The 21326-nt window shown below is 71.9% G+C and carries 22 protein-coding genes; 18 read left to right on the top strand and 4 right to left on the bottom strand.

Annotated features, from left to right (window positions below):
* Positions 1-18: 18 nt before the first annotated feature.
* Positions 19-660, bottom strand: a complete 642-nt coding sequence (locus tag ACH4UK_RS19865) for a TetR/AcrR family transcriptional regulator (protein ID WP_398357936.1) — start codon at positions 658-660, stop codon at positions 19-21.
* Positions 661-901: 241 nt separating this feature from the next.
* On the opposite strand from ACH4UK_RS19865, the gene ACH4UK_RS19860 reads away from it, so the two are divergent.
* Positions 902-1831 (top strand): DMT family transporter, encoded by a 930-nt coding sequence (locus ACH4UK_RS19860; RefSeq protein ID WP_398357934.1) that lies wholly within the window; start codon positions 902-904, stop codon positions 1829-1831.
* A 34-nt stretch (positions 1832-1865) separates the two neighbouring features.
* Here the strand turns inward: ACH4UK_RS19860 and ACH4UK_RS19855 are convergent, their stop codons facing one another.
* The gene (locus tag ACH4UK_RS19855; RefSeq protein ID WP_398357932.1) at positions 1866-2069 is read right to left on the bottom strand and encodes a hypothetical protein; all 204 of its coding nucleotides are present in this window, start codon (positions 2067-2069) and stop codon (positions 1866-1868) included.
* Between the two features lie 145 nt (positions 2070-2214).
* Here ACH4UK_RS19855 and ACH4UK_RS19850 point away from each other — a divergent pair, with 145 nt between their 5' ends.
* The 3 genes from ACH4UK_RS19850 (at position 2215) to ACH4UK_RS19840 (ending at position 5521) form a co-directional block, all read left to right on the top strand.
* Entirely contained in the window at positions 2215-3435 is a 1221-nt protein-coding gene (locus tag ACH4UK_RS19850) for a sensor histidine kinase (RefSeq protein WP_398357930.1), read from the top strand.
* A gap of 46 nt (positions 3436-3481) precedes the next feature.
* Positions 3482-4231, top strand: coding sequence for a response regulator (locus tag ACH4UK_RS19845; RefSeq protein ID WP_398357928.1), 750 nt, complete (start codon positions 3482-3484; stop codon positions 4229-4231).
* A 93-nt stretch (positions 4232-4324) separates the two neighbouring features.
* Positions 4325-5521 carry a cytochrome P450 gene (locus ACH4UK_RS19840; protein ID WP_398357926.1) on the top strand — a complete coding sequence of 399 codons (1197 nt, stop codon included), beginning with the start codon at positions 4325-4327 and terminating at the stop codon, positions 5519-5521.
* 33 nt (positions 5522-5554) lie between these two features.
* Here ACH4UK_RS19840 and ACH4UK_RS19835 read toward each other — a convergent pair whose 3' ends face one another.
* Positions 5555-6574 (bottom strand): Gfo/Idh/MocA family oxidoreductase, encoded by a 1020-nt coding sequence (locus tag ACH4UK_RS19835; RefSeq protein ID WP_398357924.1) that lies wholly within the window; start codon positions 6572-6574, stop codon positions 5555-5557.
* A 130-nt stretch (positions 6575-6704) separates the two neighbouring features.
* On the opposite strand from ACH4UK_RS19835, the gene ACH4UK_RS19830 reads away from it, so the two are divergent.
* The 11 genes from ACH4UK_RS19830 (at position 6705) to ACH4UK_RS19780 (ending at position 18107) form a co-directional block, all read left to right on the top strand.
* The gene (locus ACH4UK_RS19830) at positions 6705-7463 is read left to right on the top strand and encodes a GntR family transcriptional regulator (RefSeq protein WP_398357922.1); all 759 of its coding nucleotides are present in this window, start codon (positions 6705-6707) and stop codon (positions 7461-7463) included.
* 317 nt (positions 7464-7780) lie between these two features.
* Complete coding sequence (locus ACH4UK_RS19825; RefSeq protein ID WP_398357921.1) at positions 7781-8761, top strand: sugar ABC transporter substrate-binding protein; 981 nt, start codon at positions 7781-7783, stop codon at positions 8759-8761.
* Complete coding sequence (locus ACH4UK_RS19820) at positions 8758-9813, top strand: ABC transporter permease (protein WP_398357920.1); 1056 nt, start codon at positions 8758-8760, stop codon at positions 9811-9813. Before ACH4UK_RS19825 ends, ACH4UK_RS19820 begins: the two co-directional genes overlap by 4 nt.
* A complete protein-coding gene (locus tag ACH4UK_RS19815) occupies positions 9810-10667 on the top strand; it encodes an ATP-binding cassette domain-containing protein (RefSeq protein WP_398357918.1) in 858 nt (285 codons plus the stop codon). Before ACH4UK_RS19820 ends, ACH4UK_RS19815 begins: the two co-directional genes overlap by 4 nt.
* A gap of 133 nt (positions 10668-10800) precedes the next feature.
* Positions 10801-11967 carry an ROK family glucokinase gene (locus ACH4UK_RS19810; protein WP_398357916.1) on the top strand — a complete coding sequence of 389 codons (1167 nt, stop codon included), beginning with the start codon at positions 10801-10803 and terminating at the stop codon, positions 11965-11967.
* A gap of 71 nt (positions 11968-12038) precedes the next feature.
* Entirely contained in the window at positions 12039-12635 is a 597-nt protein-coding gene (locus ACH4UK_RS19805; protein WP_398357914.1) for a hypothetical protein, read from the top strand.
* Between the two features lie 387 nt (positions 12636-13022).
* Positions 13023-14126: a M23 family metallopeptidase gene (locus ACH4UK_RS19800; RefSeq protein WP_398357912.1), complete on the top strand. Its 1104-nt coding sequence runs from the start codon at positions 13023-13025 to the stop codon at positions 14124-14126.
* A gap of 363 nt (positions 14127-14489) precedes the next feature.
* The gene (locus tag ACH4UK_RS19795; RefSeq protein ID WP_398357910.1) at positions 14490-15779 is read left to right on the top strand and encodes an alpha/beta fold hydrolase; all 1290 of its coding nucleotides are present in this window, start codon (positions 14490-14492) and stop codon (positions 15777-15779) included.
* A gap of 12 nt (positions 15780-15791) precedes the next feature.
* Positions 15792-16445, top strand: a complete 654-nt coding sequence (locus tag ACH4UK_RS19790; RefSeq protein WP_398357908.1) for an MBL fold metallo-hydrolase — start codon at positions 15792-15794, stop codon at positions 16443-16445.
* Between the two features lie 42 nt (positions 16446-16487).
* Positions 16488-17267 carry an exodeoxyribonuclease III gene (locus ACH4UK_RS19785; RefSeq protein WP_398357906.1) on the top strand — a complete coding sequence of 260 codons (780 nt, stop codon included), beginning with the start codon at positions 16488-16490 and terminating at the stop codon, positions 17265-17267.
* 93 nt (positions 17268-17360) lie between these two features.
* A complete protein-coding gene (locus ACH4UK_RS19780; RefSeq protein ID WP_398357904.1) occupies positions 17361-18107 on the top strand; it encodes a Clp protease N-terminal domain-containing protein in 747 nt (248 codons plus the stop codon).
* 45 nt (positions 18108-18152) lie between these two features.
* Here ACH4UK_RS19780 and ACH4UK_RS19775 read toward each other — a convergent pair whose 3' ends face one another.
* The gene (locus ACH4UK_RS19775) at positions 18153-18932 is read right to left on the bottom strand and encodes an SDR family NAD(P)-dependent oxidoreductase (protein WP_398357902.1); all 780 of its coding nucleotides are present in this window, start codon (positions 18930-18932) and stop codon (positions 18153-18155) included.
* Between the two features lie 109 nt (positions 18933-19041).
* Here ACH4UK_RS19775 and ACH4UK_RS19770 point away from each other — a divergent pair, with 109 nt between their 5' ends.
* From ACH4UK_RS19770 to ACH4UK_RS19760, 3 genes are all read left to right on the top strand, one after another.
* Positions 19042-19482, top strand: coding sequence for a DUF6278 family protein (locus tag ACH4UK_RS19770; RefSeq protein ID WP_398357901.1), 441 nt, complete (start codon positions 19042-19044; stop codon positions 19480-19482).
* A 146-nt stretch (positions 19483-19628) separates the two neighbouring features.
* Positions 19629-20372: an amino acid ABC transporter ATP-binding protein gene (locus ACH4UK_RS19765; protein ID WP_398357899.1), complete on the top strand. Its 744-nt coding sequence runs from the start codon at positions 19629-19631 to the stop codon at positions 20370-20372.
* Positions 20373-20383: 11 nt separating this feature from the next.
* Positions 20384-21313, top strand: a complete 930-nt coding sequence (locus tag ACH4UK_RS19760; protein WP_398357897.1) for a glutamate ABC transporter substrate-binding protein — start codon at positions 20384-20386, stop codon at positions 21311-21313.
* Positions 21314-21326: the final 13 nt, after the last annotated feature.

Below are 21326 nucleotides of genomic sequence, written 5' to 3'. Positions count from 1 at the left end.
TCGGACGCCCACGGCCGTCTACCGCGCAGGCAGCAGTGCGGGGTCCGTCGCCGCCGCCCGCAGCCGGACCAGGATGGCCCGCGCCGCCTTGTCGTAGCCGAGGTTGTTGTTCTGCAGCACCGATTCGGCGTTGGCCAGTTCCAGCAGGGCGATCATCTCGAAGGCCAGCTGGCACACGTCGGTGTCCCCGGCCAGCTCCCCGGCGGACCTGGCCTCCTCGATCGTCTGCTCCACGAAGGTGACCCAGCCCGTCTGCGCGGACGCCAGGGCGTCGTGCACCCTGCCGCTGCGGGCGTCGAACTCGGCGGTGGCGGCGTAGAAGAAGCAGCCGCCCCGGAACACCCGCTCGCGGGAGTACGCGATCCACGCCTCGCACAGCCGCCAGACCCGGCCGAGCCCCGGCGGTGTCTGCCGGGTGGGGCGCAGCACATGGTCGACGTACAGGGTCACCGCCCCCCGCACGGCGGCCAGCTGGAGCCCCTCCTTCGAGCCGAAGAGGGCGAACACCCCGCTCTTGCTCAGCCCCAGCTCGGTGGCCAGCCGCCCCAGCGACAGGCCCTCCAGCCCTTCGACCGAGGCGATCTGCACCGCCCGACCCAGGATCAGCTGCCGGGTCTGGTTCCCCCGCTCGACCCGTCCGTCCGCTCTTACCGACGCCATGTGACCACTCCGTGTCTCAGAGTTATCGAGGCGTCAGTCTAGGGAGCGGCGGCGCGGTCGATCGACGCTGTGCCGCCCGGCAGACCGGCCCGATCGCCTCTGACCTCGGGTGATGCCCCGGAGGGATCCGACCGATGAGACAGGTGTTCCTTTCCGGGGAGCCCGGCGGGTAGCGTGATCGTTCCGCGTGCGAGCCGGTGAGGTCTCCACAACACGTTCCGTGGGGATCCAGGAGAACCAGGTGTCCGCTGTCGCCGTGCCCGCCCTCGCGCCCGCGCCCCGCGCCTGGGCCACCGACCTGCCCGTGCTGGCGGTCGCCGTCGTCTGGGGCGCCAGCTACCTCGCGGCCAAGGGCATCACCACCGCCCACACCGTCGTCGCGGTGCTCGTCCTGCGCTTCGCGATCGTGCTGCCGGTGCTCGTGGCGACCGGATGGCGCAGGCTGCGGGCGCTGACCGGCGCGCAGTGGCGGGGCGCCGGGCTGCTGGGCCTGGTGCTGAGCGGGATCTTCCTGCTGGAGACGTACGGGGTGGTGCACACCTCCGCCACCAACGCGGGGCTGATCATCAGCCTCACCATGATCTTCACGCCCCTGGCCGAGGCCGTCGTGACCCGTGTGCGCCCGTCGGCCGGATTCGTCGCCGCGGCCGGGCTCTCGGTCGCCGGAGTGGTCCTGCTGACCCAGGGAGGCGGGTTCACCAGCCCCTCGGGCGGCGATCTCCTGATGCTCCTGGCCGCCCTCGCCCGGACCGTCCACGTCCTGGCCATGGCCCGGATCAAGGCGGTCCAGGACGCCGACTCGCTCTCCCTGACCACCGTCCAGCTCGGCAGCGCCGTCGCCGTCTTCGCCGTCCTGGCCACCGTTCCCGGAACCGGCGCATCGCCGTGGAGCGCGGCGGCGGACTTCGGCGCCCGCGAGTGGGCGGGCCTGGTCTTCCTCTCGGTGTTCTGCACCCTGTTCGCGTTCTTCGTGCAGATGTGGTCCGTTCGCCGCACCTCGCCGTCCCGGGTCAGCCTGCTGCTCGGTACGGAACCGCTGTGGGCCGCCGCCGTCGGCATCAGCCTCGGTGGCGAACGGCTCGGGCTGCTCGGCGCGGCCGGGGCGGTCCTCGTCCTGGCGGGCACCGCGTGGGGGCGCCGCGGCGCCGACCGCGGGCGCGCCGGGACATGAGCCGGACCACCGCGGGCGCGCCGGCTCATGTCCGTCAGGTCTTGATCGAGTCCGCGGCGATCATCACGGCCGCCCCCGTCACGATCAGCACGATGTTGACGAACAGCCCGCGGTCGCTGAGGAAGTCGATCCGCCGCACCACCGTCCACAGCCGGAACCAGCCCGTCCACTCGTACAGCAGCCCGCCGGCGCCCTGGGCGAAGACGAGGAACCCGATCGTCTCGACGATTTTCTTCATGGGCCGAGCCTCCCGCCCGCCCCGCACCCGCCGCGTCGGCCACCGGTACCCTCCGCCGCGCCGAAAGTAGCGGGTCCTGCGACTTTGGTCGCCTTCTCGCCGCGCACGCCTCCTCCGGCCCGTCCGGCTGCGTAACTTTGTCGATATGACGCGCACCGAGTACCCCTGGCTGCTCCCTTCGGCGATGGCCGACCCCGAGCTGCCCGGCGACCGGAGCCGGACGCGGCGGACCGTGCGGGACTGGGCCGTCGACATCACGGCCTTTCTCTGCGCCGCCGGCATCGGGATGCTGGCCCTCGCCGCGATCGACGCCGACGACACCACGGCGGACATCGTCGTGTTCGTGGACTCGTTGATCGGCGCGGCTGCCTGCTGCGCGCTCTGGCTCCGGCGGCGCTGGCCCGTCGGGCTCGCCGTCGCCCTGACCCTCGTCTCCATCGTCGAACCCGTCACCGCCGGGGCGCTGATGGTGGCCCTCTTCAGCGTGGCCGTCCACCGCCCCTTCAAGCCGGTGGCGATCGTCGGCGCGGCGGCCCTGGCGGTCACGCCCCTCCAGCCCTTCCTGCGCCCCGACCCGGCGACCTCGTACGTCGCCTCGACCATCATCGGGGTCCTGCTGGTCCTGCTGGTGCTCAGCTGGGGCATGGTCGTACGCTCCCGGCGCCAGCTCGTCGTCACGCTGCGCGAGCGGGCCCGGCGCGCCGAGACCGAGGCGGAGCTGCGCGCCGAACAGGCCCAGCGGCTGGCCCGGGAGGCCACCGCCCGCGAGATGCACGATGTCCTGGCCCACCGCCTGACCCTCCTCAGCGTCCACGCCGGGGCCCTGGAATTCCGGCCCGACGCCCCCGCCGCCGAGGTGGGCCGGGCCGCCGGAGTCATCCGGGACAGCGCCCACGAGGCGCTCCAGGACCTCCGCGAGATCATCGGCGTCCTGCGCGGCCCCGGCGAGAGCGACGAGGGCGAGCGGCCGCAGCCCACCCTCGCCACCCTGGACACCCTCGTCGCCGAGTCCCGGCTCGCGGGCATGCGGGTCGTCGTCGACAACCGGGTCGCCGAACCCCGGGCCGCCCCCGCCGCCACCGGCCGCACGGTCTACCGGATCGTGCAGGAGTGCCTGACCAACGCCCGCAAGCACGCGCCCGGCGCCGAGGTCTCCCTCACCGTGACCGGCGGCCCGGGAGACGGGCTCACCGTCGTGGTGGAGAACCCGGCCCCCACCGAACCCTTCGAACGGGTCCCCGGCTCCGGCCAGGGGCTCATCGGCCTCACCGAACGCGCCACGCTCGCCGGGGGCGGGCTGGAGCACGGCCCGACGAAGGCCGGCGGCTTCGCGGTCCGGGCCCGGCTGCCCTGGCCCGCCGCGTGACGCCCGCGGTGGGAGGGCCGCGCCCCGGCTGGCTACGGTGGCCGTCATGAGCACCCCGCCGTCCCCGAGACCCCCGGCGTCCCCCACGCCCCCGCCCGGCCCGCCCGTCCGGCTGCTGATCGTCGACGACGACCCGCTGGTGCGGGCCGGACTGACCCTGATGCTCGGCGGCGACGAGGGCATCGACATCGTGGGGGAGGGGGCGGACGGCGACGAGGTCGAGGCGCTGGTCGAGCGACTGCGCCCCGATGTCGTCCTGATGGACATCCGGATGCCGGTCATGGACGGACTCACCGCCACCGAGCGGCTGCGCCGCAGGCCCGGGGCGCCCGAAGTCGTCGTGCTCACCACCTTCCACGCGGACGAGCAGGTGCTCCGGGCCATCCGGGCCGGGGCGGCCGGATTCGTCCTGAAAGACACCCCGCCGGCCCGGATCGTCGATTCGGTCCGCCGGGTCGCCGCCGGTGACCCGGTGCTCTCGCCCGCCGTCACCCGTCAGTTGATGGCCCGTGCCGCGGGCGGCGGGCACGACGACCGGGCCCACCGCACCGACCGTGCACGCAGGCGTTTCGGCCAACTCGCCGAGCGGGAGAGGGACGTCGCGGTCGCCGTCGGACGGGGCGGCTCCAACGCGGAGATCGCGGACTCGCTCTACCTCAGCGTCGCGACTGTCAAGACCCATGTCTCGCGCATTCTCGCCAAACTCGAACTCAACAACCGCGTGCAGATTGCCCTGTTGGTCCATGACGCGGGGCTCCTCGACTCGGACCAGGAAGAAGGGGGCGGCCTACGCTGAGCGGTGCGCGCGCGGGGGCTGCCCGCGCGCTGGTGAGGCGCGTTCGGAGGGCTCCGCCCGGTGCCGCCTCGACTCCTCTGGAAGGGAACCGTGTTGACCACTCAGCCTCTGGTCGATCTCGCCGCGCTCGGCGAGCAGTTCACCCGCGACCCCTACCCGGTCTACGCCGCCCTGCGGGAGAAGGGCCCGGTCCACCGGGTGCGGGTCCCCGAGGGCGCCGACGCCTGGCTCGTCGTCGGATACGAGGTGGGCCGCGACCTCCTCGCCGACCAACGGCTCTCCAAACAGTGGGAACGGGCCTCGCCCGCGCTCGGCCTGACCAAGGTGTCCGCGGGCTCCTCGCTGCTCGGCTCCGACGCCCCCGACCACACGCGCCTGCGCAAGCTGGTCGCCCGCGAGTTCACCCCGCGCCGGATGGAGCAACTGGCCCCGCGCATCCAGGAGATGACCGACGGGCTGCTGGACGCGATGCTCGCGGCCCCGGACCGCTCGGCGGACCTGGTCGAGGCGCTGTCCTTCCCGCTGCCGATGTCGGTGATCTGCGAGCTGCTCGGCGTCCCCTTCCAGGACCGTGAGGACTTCCGCACCTGGTCCAGCCAGGCGGTCTCCCCGGTCGACCCGTCCGTGCGCGCCTCCTCCAGGGAGGCGATGACCGCCTACATCGCGGGACTTCTCGCCGACAAGCGCGAGAAGCCGGGCGGGGACCTGCTGAGCGCGCTCATCCACACCGCCGACGAGGACGGCGCCCGGCTGTCCGGCGAAGAACTGATCGGCATGGCCTGGCTGCTCCTGGTCGCCGGGCACGAGACCACCGTCAACCTCATCACCAACGGTGTGCACAACCTCCTCGCCCACCCCGATCAACTGGCCGCGCTGCGCGCCGACTTCAGTCTTATCGACAACGCGGTCGAGGAGATCCTGCGCTTCGAGGGGCCGCTGGAGACCCCCACGTACCGCTTCACGATCGATCCGATCGAGGTCTGCGGCACGGTGATCCCCGGCGGCGGCGAGCTGGTCCTCGTCGCGATGTCGGACGCCAACCGGGACCCCGTCCGCTACGCCGACGCCTCCCGCTTCGACATCACCCGCGACGCCCGGGGCCACATCGCCTTCGGGCACGGCATCCACTACTGCCTGGGCGCCCCGCTGGCCCGCATCGAGGGCCGGATCGCCATCCGGTCGCTGCTGGAGCGCTGCCCGGACCTGCGGTTGGCCGCCGACCCGGCGACGCTCGCCTGGCGCACCGGGATGTTGATGCGGGGGCCGCTGAGCCTCCCGGTGGCCTGGTAGCCGCCCGAGGGACGAGCGGGGCAGGGGGCCCGATCAGCCGCCGGGGATCTCGGCGATCGCCACCGGCCGGCGTTCGCGGCGGGAGATCTCGCACGCCTCGGAGATCCGCAGGGCGTGCAGGGCCTCCCGCCCGTCGCACGGATTGGCCAGCTCGCCGCGGACCACCCGCAGGAACGCGTCGAGCTCCGCCTCGTACGCCGGGGCGAACCGTTCCAGGAAGCCCGGCCAGGGCTTCGCCGGGGCGTCGGGGCCGCCCGGCTCGGCCGAGGTCAGCGGCGTACGGTCGTCCAGGCCGACGGCGATCTGGTCCAGCTCGCCGGCCAGCTCCATCCGTACGTCGTACCCGGCGCCGTTGCACCGGGTCGCGGTGGCGGTGGCGAGCGTCCCGTCGTCGAGGGTGAGCAGAACGGCGGCCGTGTCCACGTCTCCCGCCTCCCGGAACATCGCGGGCCCCGCGTCCGAGCCGCCGGCGTACACCTCGCGCACCTCGCGGCCCGTCACCCAGCGCAGGATGTCGAAGTCGTGGACCAGGCAGTCCCGGTACAGCCCGCCGGAGAGCGGGAGGTAGGCGGCGGGCGGCGGGGCGGGGTCCGAGGTGACCGCCCGCACGGTGTGCAGCCGGCCCAGCCTGCCCTCCCGCACGGCGGCCCTGGCCGCGCCGTACCCGGCGTCGAAGCGCCGCATGAAGCCGAGCTGGAGAATGCTGCCCGCCGCTTCGGTCTCGGCGAGCGCGGCCAGCGTGCCGGGCAGGTCCAGGGCGATCGGCTTCTCGCAGAACGCGGGCAGTCCGGCGCGGGCGGCGCGGGCGATGAGCCCGGCGTGCGCGGCGGTCGCCGAGCAGATCACCACGGCGTCGGGCGGGCCGCCGGCCGCGCCCGCTCCGGTGAAGAGGTCGTCCACCGCGACGGCCGTGGCCCCGGTCCGTGCCGCGGCCCCGGCCGCCCGCTCCGGGTCCGCGTCCGCCAGCAGCAGGCCGTCCACGGCGGGGTGACGGCTCAGCACCTCCGCATGGAATGTGCCGATCCGTCCCGTTCCGATCAGTCCGATGCGCATGGGCCCCAAGGTGGCGTTCGCCCGGTCGTCATGTCAAGCGTTTGTCCTGACAAATGGCGGCCGCGTCGATCGGCGGTTCCCGCCCCGGTGGACCATGGCTTTGTCCGGACAAGCGAACTACGCTCGCCCCGTGACCGCACAAGGAACCGACCGGCCGCTGCCGCTGAGCGTGGACCGCACCAGCCCGGTGCCGCTCTACTTCCAGCTGGCGCAGCAGCTGGAGGCCGCCGTCGAACAGGGCCTGCTGGCCCCCGGCGCCCTGCTCGGGAACGAGATCGACCTCGCGGCCCGCCTCGGTCTGTCCCGGCCGACCGTCCGCCAGGCCATCCAGTCGCTGGTCGACAAGGGGCTGATGGTGCGCCGCCGCGGCGTCGGCACCCAGGTCGTCCACAGTCAGGTCCGCCGCCCGCTGGAGCTCAGCTCGCTCTACGACGACCTGGAAGCGGCCGGCCAGCGCCCCGCCACCCGCGTCCTGCGCAACACCACGGAACCGGCCACCGCCGAGGTCGCCGCCGCGCTCCGCGTCGCCGAGGGCAGCGAGGTCCACCTCGTCGAACGGCTGCGCAGCGCGCACGGCGAGCCGATGGCCCTCCTGCGCAACCACCTGCCCCCGGGGCTGCTGCCGCTGCCCACCGAGGAGCTGGAGGCCACCGGCCTCTACCGGCTGCTGCGCGCCTCCGGCATCACGCTGCACAGCGCCCGCCAGTCCGTCGGCGCGCGCGCCGCGGACGACCGCCAGGCGCAGGCGCTGGCGGAGCCGGTGGGCGCGCCGCTGCTCACGATGGAGCGCACCACGTACGACGACACGGGCCGCGCGGTCGAGTTCGGCTCCCACGTCTACCGCGCCTCACGCTACGCGTTCGAGTTCCAGCTGCTAGTACGTTCCTGAGCCGCCGACCCAGCCCGTCCGGGGCGCCGCTCCAGCCTTCCGGCGATTGAGGACGGAACCCTTGCGCGGGTGGGCCCGCAGGCAGATGATCCTGGGCATCGGGCTCCCCCGAGGGCGACCGGTGCCCACGTCGACGGTTCCGTCCCCGAACGCCGGACGGGCCGGGGACGAGCCCTGCCGGGCGGGACCGGGCAGGGCTCGGGGATACTTGGGCAGCCGGCCCGGGGACCGTACGCTCCCCGGCCCGGTCAAGCGCACAGCGAGCAGCAGTAGAAGGGCACGGCGTCGTGGCAAGGGTTCGGACAGGGGTACGCGCGATGGGCGCCGTGCTGGCAGTGGTGCTGGGCGCCTCCCTCGCGGGATGCAGCAGCACCGGCGGCAAGCGCGCCGAGGAGCGCGCGGCCGCCGCGGCCGAGGGACGGGCCGCGGTGAACACACCGCGCTGGACCTTCGCCATGGTCACCCACTCGGGCGACGGCGACACCTTCTGGGACATCGTCCAGAAGGGCGCCGAGCAGGCGGCCGTGAAGGACAACATCAACTTCCTCTACTCGCACAACGACGAGGCCAACCAGCAGGCCCAGCTCGTCCAGACCGCGATCGACAAGAAGGTCGACGGGCTGATCGTCTCGCTGGCCAAGCCGGACGCGATGAAGGCCGTGGTCGCCAAGGCCGTCAAGGCGGGCATCCCGGTCGTCACCGTCAACTCCGGCTCCGCGGAGTCCAAGGAGTTCGGCGCGCTCACCCACATCGGCCAGGACGAGTCGATCGCCGGCGAGGCCGTCGGCGACGAGCTGAACGGCCGGGACCGCAAGAAGGCCCTCTGCGTCCTGCACGAGCAGGGCAACGTGGGCCACGAGCAGCGCTGCGCCGGGGCGAAGAAGACCTTCGACGGCACGATGCAGAACCTGTACGTCGACGGCACCAACATGCCCGACGTCACCGCGTCCATCGAGGCCAAGCTCCAGTCCGACAAGAGCATCGACGCGGTCGTCACCCTCGGGGCCCCCTTCGCCGACGCGGCCGTCCAGGCCAAGCAGACGGCGGGCAGCAAGGCCGAGATCGACACCTTCGACCTGAACGCGAAGGTCGCCACCGGCCTGCAGAGCGACAAGCTCGGCTTCGCCGTCGACCAGCAGCCCTACCTCCAGGGCTACGAGGCCGTCGACCTGCTCTGGCTCTACCGCTACAACCGCAACGTCCTCGGCGGCGGCCTGCCCGTCCTGACCGGACCGCAGATCATCACCAAGGACGACGCCGACGCCCTGGCCGACTACACGAAGCGGGGAACCCGATGAGCGGCTCCACCGCCGCCCCGGAGAGCCCCGCGAAGGTGGACGAGCGCCTCGTGCGCACCTCACCGCTGCGCAAGCTGCTCGGCCGCCCGGAGCTCGGCTCGGTCGTCGGCGCGGCGGCCGTGTTCCTGTTCTTCGCGATCGTCGCCGACAGCTTCCTCCAGGCCTCCAGCTTCGGCACGGTCCTGTACGCGGCCTCCACGCTCGGCATCATGGCCGCGCCGGTCGCGCTGCTGATGATCGGCGGCGAGTTCGACCTCTCCGCCGGGGTCATGGTGACCAGCTCCGCGCTGATCTCCTCGATGTTCAGCTACCAGATGACGGCCAACGTCTGGGTCGGCGTCTTCGTGTCGTTGCTGGTCACGCTCGCCATCGGCGCGTTCAACGGCTTCATGCTGACCCGCACCAAACTGCCGAGTTTCATCATCACGCTCGGCACGTTCCTGATGCTGACCGGTCTGAACCTCGGCTTCACCAAGCTCATCAGCGGCACCGTCTCCACCAAGGGCATCGGCGACATGGAGGGCTTCGACTCGGCCCGCGCCCTGTTCGCCTCGACGCTCACCCTCGGCGGCGTCGAGTTCAAGGTGACGATCCTGTGGTGGGCGGCGCTCGTCGGGATCGCCACCTGGATCCTCCTCCGTACCCGCTTCGGCAACTGGATCTTCGCCGTCGGCGGCGAGGCCGACGCGGCCCGCGCGGTCGGCGTCCCGGTCATCCGCACCAAGATCGGGCTCTACCTCGGCGTGGCCTTCGCCGCCTGGGTCTCCGGGCAGCACCTGCTGTTCAGCTACGACGTCGTCCAGTCCGGCGAGGGCGTCGGCAACGAGCTGACGTACATCATCGCGGCCGTCATCGGCGGCTGCCTGATCACCGGCGGCTACGGCTCCGCGATCGGCTCGGCGGTCGGCGCCTTCATCTTCGGCATGACCAGCAAGGGCATCGTCTACGCCGAGTGGAACCCGGACTGGTTCAAATTCTTCCTGGGAGCGATGCTGCTCCTGGCCACCCTGCTCAACGCGTGGGTGCGCAAGCGCGCGGAGGCGACGTCATGACGGCCACCCCTGAAGAGACCGCGGGAACGACCGTCGGCCCGCTGGTCGCGCTGGACGACGTCAGCAAGTTCTACGGGAACATCAAGGCCCTGGAGCATGTCTCGCTGGAGGTCCACGCGGGCGAGATCACCTGCGTCCTCGGCGACAACGGCGCCGGCAAGTCCACCCTCATCAAGATCATCGCGGGGCTGCACCGGCACGACGCCGGGCGCTTCCTGATCGACGGCGAGGAGACCGCCCTCGCCAACCCGCGCGACGCCCTGGACCGGGGCATCGCCACCGTCTACCAGGACCTCGCCGTCGTCCCGCTGATGCCGGTCTGGCGGAACTTCTTCCTCGGCTCCGAGCCCACGCTCGGCGCCGGCCCCTTCAAGCGCCTCGACGTCCGGAAGATGCGCGAGACGACCCGTACCGAACTGCTCCGCATGGGCATCGACCTGCGCGACGTCGACCAGCCCATCGGCACGCTCTCCGGCGGTGAGCGCCAGTGCGTGGCCATCGCCCGCGCCGTCTACTTCGGCGCCAAGGTCCTTGTGCTGGACGAGCCGACCGCCGCGCTCGGCGTCAAACAGTCCGGCGTGGTCCTCAAGTACGTCGCGGCCGCCCGCGACGCCGGCCTCGGCGTGGTCCTCATCACGCACAACCCGCACCACGCCCACCTCGTCGGCGACCGGTTCGTCCTCCTCAAGCGCGGCGTGATGTCCGGCAGCCACACCAAGGACGACGTCACGCTGGACGAACTGACCCGGCAGATGGCGGGCGGCAGCGAGCTGGAGGAGCTCAGCCACGAGCTGGAGCGCACCCCGACCCCCACCCTCCCGGGCAGCCACGGCCCGGCCGACGGCACCCCCTGAGCGGCGACCGCCCCGGCGCGGCCGACCCCGCCCACGGGCCCCCGGGGGCCGGGCAGTGGCAGAATCGAGCGCGGCGGGCGCCGTCCGCCGCCGGCCGCGACAGCGGCCCGGCCCCCCAGACCCCGCAGGGACGATGAGCACGTACCGCGACTTCGCACACCGCGGCTCCGCCCGCGCCACCGTCCTCAAGACAGTCGGCACCAAGGAGCGCCGCTCGCACCTCACCGCACCCCGGGTCCCCACGGTCGGGATCGACATCGGCGGTACGAAGGTGATGGCGGGCGTCGTCGACGCCGACGGCAACATCCTGGAACAGCTGCGCACCGAGACGCCCGACAAGTCCAAGAGCCCCAAGGTCGTCGAGGACACCATCGTCGAGCTGGTGCTGGACCTCTCCGACCGGCACGACGTCCACGCGGTGGGCATCGGCGCGGCGGGCTGGGTGGACGCCGACCGCTCCAAGGTCCTGTTCGCCCCGCACCTGGCCTGGCGCGACGAACCCCTGCGCGACGCCATCGCCTCCCGCCTCGTGGTCCCCGTCATGGTCGACAACGACGCCAACACCGCCGCCTGGGCGGAATGGCGCTTCGGAGCGGGCCGCGGCGAGGACCACCTCGTCATGATCACGCTCGGCACGGGCATCGGCGGCGCGATCCTGGAGGACGGTCAGGTCAAGCGCGGCAAGTACGGGGTGGCCGGTGAGTTCGGCCACATGCAGGTCGTGCCGCAGGGCCACCGCTGCCCCTGCGGCAACCGCGGCTGCTGGGAGCAGTACAGCTCCGGCAACGCCCTGGTCCGCGAGGCCAGGGAGCTGGCCGCCGCCGACTCCCCGGTCGCGCACTATCTGCTGGACCGGGTGAAGGGCAACATCCCCGACATCACCGGCCCGCTCATCACCGAACTGGCCCGCGAGGGCGATGCGATGTGCATCGAGCTCCTCCAGGACATCGGTCAGTGGCTCGGCGTCGGCATCGCCAACCTGGCCGCCGCGCTCGACCCCTCCTGCTTCGTGATCGGAGGCGGCGTCAGCGCCGCCGACGACCTCCTGATCGGCCCGGCCAGGGACGCCTTCAAACGCCACCTCACCGGTCGCGGCTACCGCCCCGAGGCCCGGATCGCGAAGGCGCAGCTCGGCCCCGAGGCGGGTATGGTCGGCGCCGCGGACCTGGCCCGGCTGGTCGCCCGCCGATTCCGCCGGGCCAACCGGCGGCGCGTCGAGCGGTACGAGCGGTACGCCCAGATCTACGACCAGGCGGCGAGCACCATCCGCAACACCCGGTCGACCCGTACCGCCGACTGAACCGCAGCCGCCCTTTCCGGCGTCCACCCTTCAGTACGCCGTCACCGCAGCACCTTAGGGACCACCTGATCATGATCGCAGCCGAGCACCCCGTGGTGCCGCACCAGTCGGAGTCCCCGGGCGACGGCGAGGGCAAGCCGCCCGAGGACCCCCGGCATGTCTTCAAGCGGCGGTTCATCACCGCCACGATCATCGTGCTGCTGATCGGCATCCCCGCGGGCTACCTGCTGATCTCGGCCGGCCAGAGCCGCCGCTCGGGCAAGGACAAGGAGACCGAGGCGTCCGCCCAGGGCCTCCGCGACGGCTGGCCCTCCAAGATGCAGCGCCGGATCTTCGAGATCCCGATCCCCGGCAACGGGCTCGGCGTCCAGTACTACGAGACGAACAACTGGAAAGCCAGCCGGATGTACGCGAAGTTCCGGACGACCTCCGCCGGTCTGGACCGCTTCCTGACCGGCGTGGGCACCGGACGCGCGGCGCTGGAGCCCGACACGATCGACGTCAACCCGCGGGACGTCAAGATCACCGGTTGGTCCTTCGGCCCGACCGAGCACTGGGCCAGCACCACGCACAGCAACAAGAAGCCGCGCCCCACGCTGAACATCACGGTCAATATGACCGATCCGGCCAGCCCTGTGGTCTACGTGGTGTCGGCGGCGACCCCCTGACCCGAAGCCTTTCCCGCGGCCGGATTTCGCTCCTTCCCGCGGGCCGGACATTGCGCGTTCGGGAAAAGGCCCGAAGAGATGGCGCCGGTGTGGCTGACAGGATCCTGCCACGCCGTTTTTTTGACTGAACATTGACAATTGTTCGGCCGACTTGCCAGGCTGCGCCCTGGCCGAGTCGTCGTCCGGACGGAAGTCCTCCCGCCGAATTCAACGGCCGTCAAGCGGTTCACGGGGCGAGTGGATAAGAGAAACAGGACTTCTGGGACGCCCACGGTTATCCGATCGAAATGACTCGATTCCGACAACGTGTACGGCGCGGCCACGTTCCACCACCTGCTCGCTTCTGTCCGCCCGGCAGGCACCGCCTGCCCAGAAGGGATCTCGCCCATGTTCTCCAGGCTGTCCGTCAGAACCACGGTCGTCGCCCTCGCCGTCACCGGGCTGCTCAGCGCCGTGCCCGCGGCGATGGCGACCTCCCGGGGCCCGGCCCCGGTGACCGCCTCCCCCTCGTCGTCCGCGGGCGTCACCGTGAAGATGCCGGCCGCGGTCGCCGACCGTCTCGGCGCCGACCGTGAGGCCCTGGTCGACGCGGTCTCCACCGACGTCCTCACCCAGACCCACGATGCCGGGGGCCTCGCCCCGAAGGCCGCCGTCGACAAGTTCGCCGACGAGGGCCGCAAGGTGGTCGTCGACGTCCGCACCGTCTCGCGCGACTGGGCCCGTGGCGTCGCGTACATCGAGGCGCCGCGCGACCGCCACGGTCAGCCCGAGGGCTGGCTCTACATCGCCCACCGCGAGGAGGGGCGTTGGGTCGCCGGCCTCGAGGGCGACGGCGAATTCGCCGCGTACGTCGCCGAGTCCCCGCTGGTCGGCAAGGCGGAGCGGAAGACGATGACGGCGTACACGCGGCAGGGGGCGGTGGCGCGGAACGAGGCGTCGCCCCTGCGGGAGGAGCCGTCCCTGGGGGTCCTGGCCAACACCAACGGGCTGCTGCTGCCCTGGATGCCCGACTACTACATGACGGTCACCGGGGGCCCGCACGCCCACGACGGCGCGACCGGCTACTGGAGTGCCCTCGACTTCGCGGGCGGCAACGCCAGCGGCCGCGTCCGTTCGTCCCGTGAAGGCACGGCGACCTCGATGTGCGGCGCGGGCGGCGGCTGGACCAGGGTCATCCACCCGGGCGGCTTCTCGACCGACTACTACCACATGCACAACGCGACGTACTACAACGGAACGCAGGTCGCGAGCAGCGCCTCGCTCGGCACCATCGGCACCGACGTCTGCGCCGGCGGCAGCGCGACCGGAGCCCATGTGCACTGGAGCCTGCGCACCTACGACGCCAACCTCAACGGTCAGTACACCTGGCTGAACGGCCGCACCATCGGCGGCTGGACGTGGCAGAACGGCGGCGGCCAGTACAGCGGTTGCGGCTACCGCCTCGGCTACACCGGCTGCCCCGGCACGGCGATCTACAACCGCACCGGCTGACCACCGCCCGGCCCCACCGCATCCCGCGGTGGGGCCGGGGCGGCGCGGGGCGGTATTTTCGCACGGGCGTTCACGGCCCCATTTTCGCTTTCGGCGCGTACCCCGCAATACCTTCTCGTAGGCGAGCAGATACAGGGCACAACGGATATCCGCACCGGAATATCGTTCCGGCTCGAGGCGGCCGTCGAGAACATATCCGCGCAGAAGTCGTCGGATTCCTCTTCCTCCGTTCCGTCGACTTCCTTCCCGACGTCGGCCGCCGGGCTCCCCGTACCCGGGACCCGGTCCCCGGAGAAGGGTCCGGAGCGGCGGGGGACGCCCCCGGCGACGCGAGGGGCGGCGAGAGATGAGAGGGTCTGGCGGGTGAGTGAAACACCATCCAGCACCCTGCAATACCGCTTCGACGGGCCTGAGGACGCCCCGGTCCTGGTGATCGGACCCTCGCTCGGGACGACGTGGCACATGTGGGATCGCCAGATACCCGAGCTGTCCCAGCACTGGCGGATCTTCCGCTACGACCTGCCCGGCCACGGCGGCGCGCCCGCCCATGCCGCCGCCTCCGTCGCCGATCTGTCCGACCGGCTGCTCGCGACGCTGGACGGCCTCGGCGTCCAGCGCTTCGGCTACGCGGGCTGCTCGATCGGCGGGGCGGTCGGCGCGGACCTGGCCCTGCGCCACCCGCACCGGGTCGCCTCGCTGGCGCTCGTCGCCTCCTCGCCCCGGTTCGGCACGGCCGACGAGTTCCGCCGGCGCGGCGTGATCGTCCGCACCAACGGCCTGGAGCCGGTGGCCCGGACCGCGCCGGAGCGCTGGTTCACCCCGGGCTTCGCCGCCGCGCAGCCCGCCATCGTCGAATGGGCCGTGCAGATGGTCCGCACCACCGACCCCGGGTGCTACATCGCCGCCTGCGAGGCGCTCGCCGCGTTCGACATCCGCGGCGCGCTGGGCCGGATCGGCGTCCCCACCCTGGTCCTGGTCGGGGCGGAGGACCAGGTCACCGGGCCCGCCGAGGCCCGCACGCTGGTCGCCGGGATCCCGGACGCCCGCCTCGCGCTCGTCCCCGGCGCCTCGCACCTCGCGCCCGTGGAGCAGCCCGCCGCCGTCAGCGACCTGCTCCTGATGCACTTCTCCACCGCCTGGCAGCAGGACACCTCGGCCGCCATCCCCGTGCTGCCCCTCGTCCCCGGGCCCGCGACGCCCGCCACCCCGTTCGCCCCGGTGGCCGAGATAGCCCCGGCCGCCGCCCTGCCCGAGACCCTCGCGCCGACGCCGGACGACCGGCACGAGCAGGGCACGAAGGTACGCCGGGAGGTGCTGGGGGACGCCCATGTCGACGCGGTGAACGCCTCGGCCGACGGGTTCACCGAGGACTTCCAGGAGCTGGTCACCCGGTACGCCTGGGGCGAGGTCTGGAGCCGGGACGGCCTCGACCGCCGCACCCGCAGTTGCATCACGCTCACCGCGCTCGTCGCCTCCGGCCACCTGGAGAGCCTGGCCGCGCACACCCGCGCCGCCCTGCGCAACGGCCTGACGCCCGCCGAGATCAGGGAGGTCCTGCTCCAGACCGCCGTCTACTGCGGCATTCCGGCCGCCGGGGCCGCCTTCGCCATCGCGCAGAAGGTGATCCAGGAGGAAACCACGCCGCCGGCGTAGCAGGATGGGGTGATGAACGCATCGCCTTCGGCACTCACCCTCACCAAGAAGACCCACTCCTGCGTCCGGATCGAGAAGGAGGGGCGGGTCCTGGTGATCGACCCCGGTGGCTTCTCCGAGGACGACGCGGCCCTCGGCGCCGATGTCGTGCTGGTGACGCACGAGCACCCGGACCACTTCAACGAGGCGCGGCTGCGGGCGGGGCTGGAAGCGAACCCGGCGGCCGAGATCTGGACCCTGCGCAGCGTGGCCGGGCAGCTCTCGGCCGCCTTCCCGGGGCGGGTGCACACCGTGGGCGACGGGGACGCGTTCGCCGCCGCCGGATTCGACGTCACCGTGCACGGCGAGCTGCACGCGGTGATCCACCCGGACCTCCCGCGGGTCACCAACGTCGGCTTCCTCGTCGACGGCTCGGTCTTCCACCCCGGCGACGCGCTCACCGTTCCCGACCGCCCCGTCGACACCCTCCTGTTGCCGGTGATGGCCCCCTGGAGCAAGATCTCCGAGGTCATCGACTACGTACGCGAGGTGAAGCCGCGGCGGGCCATCGACGTCCACGACGCCCTGCTGACCGATCTGGCACGGCCGATCTACGACCACCAGATCGGGGCCCTGGGCGGCGCGGACCACGGCCGGCTGGCACCGGGCGGCGTCACCGAGCTGTGAGGCCTCCGGCGACTGTCAGTGGGAGCCGCTAGGTTGGCTGCCATGCGCATCGCCACCTATAACGTCAATTCGATCACCGCCCGGCTGCCGAGGCTTCTGGCCTGGCTGGAGAGCAGCGGCACCGATGTGCTGTGCATCCAGGAGACCAAGTGCACGGCGGAGCAGTTCCCCACCGCCGCGCTCGCCGAGCTGGGCTACGAGTCCGCGGTCAACGCCACCGGCCGGTGGAACGGGGTCGCGCTGCTCTCCCGGGTCGGTCTCACCGACGTCGTCAGCGGGCTGCCCGACGGCCCGGAGTACGACGGGGTGCAGGAGCCCCGCGCGATCTCGGCGACCTGCGGCCCGCTGCGCCTCTGGTCGGTGTATGTGCCCAACGGCCGCGAGGTCGAGCACGAGCACTACGCGTACAAGCTGCGCTGGCTCCAGGCCCTGCGGAAGGCCGTGGCCGCGGACGCCGCGGGGACCCTGCCGTTCGCGGTCCTGGGCGACTTCAACGTGGCCCCGACCGACGAGGACGTCTGGGACCCGGCGCTGTTCGCAGGCGCCACGCATGTGACACCCGCCGAGCGCGCCGCCCTCGCGGCCCTGGAGGCGGAGGGCCTGAGCGAGGTGCTGCCCCGCCCCCTCAAGTACGACCGCGCCTACACCTTCTGGGACTACCGCGAGCTGCGGTTCCCCAAGAACAAGGGCATGCGGATCGACCTGACCTTCGGCAACGCCCCGTTCACCGCCGCCGTCAAGGACAGCTACGTCGACCGCGAGGAGCGCAAGGGCAAGGGCGCCTCCGACCACGCCCCGGTGGTCGTCGACCTCGAGCTCTGAGGAGCCGCCGGGCGCGAGGGAGGCGGGAAGAGAGGCCGGGCCCACTGACAACCGAAGGTTGACACCACCCGGGTGTCAACTTACGGTTGACGCATGACGCATCCTCTTTCCGCCACACCCTCCGTGCGCCTCGACGACCTGATCGAGGCCATCAAGAAGTCCAACACCGACGCCCTGGAGCAGCTCTCCGGCGCGGTCATCGCCGCCGACCACCTCGGCGATGTGGCCGACCACCTGATCGGCCACTTCGTGGACCAGGCGCGCCGCTCCGGCGCCTCCTGGACGGACATCGGCCGCAGCATGGGGGTCACCCGCCAGGCGGCCCAGAAGCGTTTCGTGGCCAAGAAGGGCGAGAGCGCCTCCGACCTGGACCCGAGCCAGGGCTTCGGCCGCTTCACCCAGCGCGCCCGCAACGTCGTCATGGCCTCCCACAACGAGGCCCAGGCCGCCCGGCACGCCGAGATCCTCCCCGCCCACCTGGTGCTCGGCCTGCTCGCCGAGCCCGAGGGTATCGCCGCCCGGGTCCTCACCGGGCAGGGCGTGCCGGCGGAGTCCGTGCGCACCGCCGCGGTCGCCGCACTGCCCGCCGCCGCGGACGAGGTGCCCGAGCTGATCCCGTACGACGCGGACTCCCGCAAGGTCCTGGAGCTGACCTTCCGCGAGGCGCTCCGGCTCGGGCACAACTACGTCGGCACCGAGCACGTCCTGCTCGCCCTCCTGGAGTTCGAGGACGGCTCCGGCGTGCTGACCGGCCTCGGCGTGGAGAAGGACGCCACCTCGGCGGCTGTCGACGCGGCGGTGACCGAAGCGGCCGCGGCCCTCTGGCAGCAGTCGTCCTGAGGACCGCGGGTCGTGGACGGCCGGGGCCTTCGTGCGCCGGGACCCTCAGTGCACCGAGAACCCGCCGTCCACGAACACCGACTGCCCGGTGACGTACGCCGAGGAGCGCCCCGCCAGGAACACCGCCGCCCCCGCGAAGTCCTCCGCGAGCCCGTTGCGGCCGGTCAGGGTCCGGGCGGCGAGCGACGCCACCTTCTCCGGGTCCGACGCGAGGCGCTCGTTCAGCGGCGTCAGCACGAACCCGGGCACCAGGGTGTTCACGGTGACGCCGTGCGGCGACCAGGCCTCGGCCTGCGAGCGGGCCAGGGACTCCAGGCCGCCCTTGGACACTCCGTACGCACCGCTGTTCACGAAGGCCCGGTGCGCCTGCTGCGAGGTGACGTGGATGATCCGCCCGTAGCCGCGCTCGGCCATCCCCGGTCCGAAGCGCTGCCCCAGCAGGAACGGCGCCTTCAGGTTCACCGCCATCGTGGTGTCCCAGACGTCCTCGTCCAGCTCCGTCATCGGCGGCCGCAGATTGATCCCTGCGCAGTTCACCAGGATGTCCGGCTCGCCGAACGCCTCCACGGCCTCCGCCGCCCCCGCGAGCGTCCCCTCGGCGGTGCTCAGGTCCGCGCTCACCCAGGCCGCCCGGCAGCCCTCGGCGGTCAGCTCGTCCACCGTCGCCCTCAGCTCCGCCTCCCGGCGGGCCACCACCACGACGCCCGCGCCGGCCCGTGCCAGCGCGCCGGTGATCGCCCGGCCGATGCCGGAACTGCCGCCGGTCACCACCGCCACCCGGCCTTCCAGCGAGAACAGTTCCGCGACGTACGCCTGTGCACTCATGTGCGTACCTTAGATATCCGCTCGGTTTCCCGGCCGGAGCGGGGTGGGGGAACGGTGAACGCCGCGCGCCCTGTGGTGCGGAACCTGGCCGGGATGGGACCCTAGTGGTATGAACATCCCTTTCTTGGACAACTGGCGTAAGCGTCAGGGTGGTACGCAGGGAGGCGCGCTCGCGGCCGCCGTCGAGGCCGATCCCGACGGCGTGGCCGAGCTGCTCGCCGAATGCGAACTGCTGCGCGTCCGGGCGGGGCACCACGGACTCGAACTCGACGACACCCCCGCTTCGTTGACCGCGCTCGACCAGCTGCCGCCCCGTTGGCGCGACGACCCCGAGGAGCTTCCCTGGCTCGGCAACGACGCCGGTCTCTATCTCGGCACGGTGATCGTGCGGACTGTCCCGGGCGCCGCGTGGGACGTCTGGCCGAGCGGCCAGCCCGTGGTGCGGCTGGAGTCCGGCCGGGAGATCGACGTCGTCGCGGCCGGACTCGACTGGGCGATGGCGGGCAGCCCGGAGCTCTCCCAGGTGTACGCGGAGTCCGCGGAGAACTGAGCCGGGAGCCGGCCGGTCCCCGCCCTCCTCGCCTAATCTAGATAAACAGCCTTTTGCGCCATTTACGCGTGTCGGGTGCGAAGTCCCTTTTCGGGATGGATAGTTTGCGCTGACCTCGACACAGCGACAAGTGGGTAGGGCAGCGCATGGCCGTCGATCCGTTGATCGAACTGAGGGACGTCAACAAACACTTCGGGGAGTTGCACGTACTTCAGGACATCAATCTCACCGTCGGCCGGGGGGAGGTGGTGGTGGTCATCGGCCCCTCCGGCTCCGGGAAATCCACCCTGTGCCGGGCGATCAACCGGCTGGAGACGATCGAGTCCGGCAGCATCACGATCGACGGCAGACCCCTTCCCGAGGAGGGCAAGGGCCTGGCCCGGCTCCGTGCCGAAGTCGGCATGGTCTTCCAGTCGTTCAACCTCTTCGCCCACAAGACCGTGCTGGACAACGTCTCGTTGGCTCAGCTCAAGGTCCGCAAGCGCAAGAAGGACGAGGCCGACCAGCGCTCCCGTGAGCTGCTGGAGCGGGTCGGCCTGGCCGCTCACGCCGACAAGTTCCCCGCCCAGCTCTCCGGCGGCCAGCAGCAGCGGGTGGCGATCGCCCGCGCCCTGGCCATGGACCCCAAGGCGCTCCTCTTCGACGAGCCCACCTCGGCGCTCGACCCGGAGATGATCAACGAGGTGCTGGAGGTCATGCAGCAGCTCGCCCGGGACGGCATGACCATGGTCGTGGTCACCCACGAGATGGGCTTCGCCCGCTCCGCGGCCAACCGCGTCGTCTTCATGTCCGACGGCTGTGTCGTCGAGGACCGCACCCCGGAGGACTTCTTCACGAACCCTTCGAGCGACCGCGCCAAGGACTTCCTGTCCAAGATCCTCAAGCACTGAGGGGGGCTTCCATGTTGCGCACGAGGAACACGCGTACGAGCAGGGCCGCAGCCCTCGTGGCCGGTCTCCTGCTCGCCGCACTCGCCGCGGGCTGCGGCAGGGACGGCAGCCCGCCGGTCAAAGGACCCAAGCCCGAGGCGCTGCCCGTGTACCAGGTCGACACCGGCTTCGAACTGCCCGACTCCCGCACCTGGACCAAGGCGAAGAAGCGCGGCCGGCTGGTGGTCGGCGCCAAGGAGGACCAGCCCTACCTGGGGGAGAAGGACCCGGCGAGCGGGATCTACTCCGGCTTCGACATCGAGATCGCCCGGATGCTGGCGGCCTCGATCGGCTTCGAGCCGAAGACGATCAGCTTCCGCACGATCGCCTCCGCCAACCGGGAGACGGCCCTGCAGAACGGCCAGATCGACTACTACGTCGGCACCTACACCATCAACGACATGCGCAAGAAGCTCGTCGGCTTCGCCGGCCCCTACTACATGGCGGGCCAGGGCCTGCTGGTGCGCACCGACGAGAACGACATCCAGGGGCCGCAGGACCTGGCGGGCAAGACCGTCTGCTCGGCGGCCGGCTCCACGCCCTACCAGCGCATCGCCGCCGACTACCCCAAGGCGACCCTCGTCGCCTACGACACCTACTCGATCTGCGTCGACAACCTGCTCACCTACCAGGTCGACGCCGTCACCACCGATGACGCGATCCTGCTGGGCTTCGCGGCCAAGGCGCCCGACGAGATGAAGGTCGTCGGCAAGCCCTTCTCCGAGGAGCCGTACGGCATCGGCGTACCGCGCGGCGACAACGCGCTGCGCGCGGCGCTCAACGACGCGCTGGAGGCCAACGAGAAGGACGGCAACTGGAAGAAGGCGTACGACGCGACGCTGGGCCTCTCCGGAGCCCCCGCGCCGACCCCGCCGCCCATCGACCGCTACCCGGCGAACTGAAGGGACGGCCCCA

Origin of the sequence: Streptomyces sp. NPDC020884 (assembly GCF_044333935.1) — a bacterium.
Taxonomy (GTDB): Bacteria; Actinomycetota; Actinomycetes; order Streptomycetales; family Streptomycetaceae; genus Streptomyces.
This window is presented reverse-complemented; position numbering and strand designations above follow the sequence as displayed.

Bases quoted from the DNA above. Each gene is read 5' to 3' on its own strand.
- ACH4UK_RS19810 (WP_398357916.1), top strand. From the start codon at position 10,801: ATGAGCACGTACCGCGACTTCGCACACCGCGGCTCCGCCCGCGCCACC.
- ACH4UK_RS19775 (WP_398357902.1), bottom strand. From the start codon at position 18,932: ATGAGTGCACAGGCGTACGTCGCGGAACTGTTCTCGCTGGAAGGCCGG.
- ACH4UK_RS19800 (WP_398357912.1), top strand. From the start codon at position 13,023: ATGTTCTCCAGGCTGTCCGTCAGAACCACGGTCGTCGCCCTCGCCGTC.
- ACH4UK_RS19765 (WP_398357899.1), top strand. From the start codon at position 19,629: ATGGCCGTCGATCCGTTGATCGAACTGAGGGACGTCAACAAACACTTC.
- ACH4UK_RS19855 (WP_398357932.1), bottom strand. From the start codon at position 2,069: ATGAAGAAAATCGTCGAGACGATCGGGTTCCTCGTCTTCGCCCAGGGC.
- ACH4UK_RS19790 (WP_398357908.1), top strand. From the start codon at position 15,792: ATGAACGCATCGCCTTCGGCACTCACCCTCACCAAGAAGACCCACTCC.
- ACH4UK_RS19820 (WP_398357920.1), top strand. From the start codon at position 8,758: ATGAGCGGCTCCACCGCCGCCCCGGAGAGCCCCGCGAAGGTGGACGAG.
- ACH4UK_RS19845 (WP_398357928.1), top strand. From the start codon at position 3,482: ATGAGCACCCCGCCGTCCCCGAGACCCCCGGCGTCCCCCACGCCCCCG.
- ACH4UK_RS19865 (WP_398357936.1), bottom strand. From the start codon at position 660: ATGGCGTCGGTAAGAGCGGACGGACGGGTCGAGCGGGGGAACCAGACC.
- ACH4UK_RS19760 (WP_398357897.1), top strand. From the start codon at position 20,384: ATGTTGCGCACGAGGAACACGCGTACGAGCAGGGCCGCAGCCCTCGTG.
- ACH4UK_RS19825 (WP_398357921.1), top strand. From the start codon at position 7,781: ATGGGCGCCGTGCTGGCAGTGGTGCTGGGCGCCTCCCTCGCGGGATGC.
- ACH4UK_RS19770 (WP_398357901.1), top strand. From the start codon at position 19,042: ATGAACATCCCTTTCTTGGACAACTGGCGTAAGCGTCAGGGTGGTACG.
- ACH4UK_RS19785 (WP_398357906.1), top strand. From the start codon at position 16,488: ATGCGCATCGCCACCTATAACGTCAATTCGATCACCGCCCGGCTGCCG.
- ACH4UK_RS19780 (WP_398357904.1), top strand. From the start codon at position 17,361: ATGACGCATCCTCTTTCCGCCACACCCTCCGTGCGCCTCGACGACCTG.
- ACH4UK_RS19805 (WP_398357914.1), top strand. From the start codon at position 12,039: ATGATCGCAGCCGAGCACCCCGTGGTGCCGCACCAGTCGGAGTCCCCG.
- ACH4UK_RS19835 (WP_398357924.1), bottom strand. From the start codon at position 6,574: ATGCGCATCGGACTGATCGGAACGGGACGGATCGGCACATTCCATGCG.
- ACH4UK_RS19815 (WP_398357918.1), top strand. From the start codon at position 9,810: ATGACGGCCACCCCTGAAGAGACCGCGGGAACGACCGTCGGCCCGCTG.
- ACH4UK_RS19850 (WP_398357930.1), top strand. From the start codon at position 2,215: ATGACGCGCACCGAGTACCCCTGGCTGCTCCCTTCGGCGATGGCCGAC.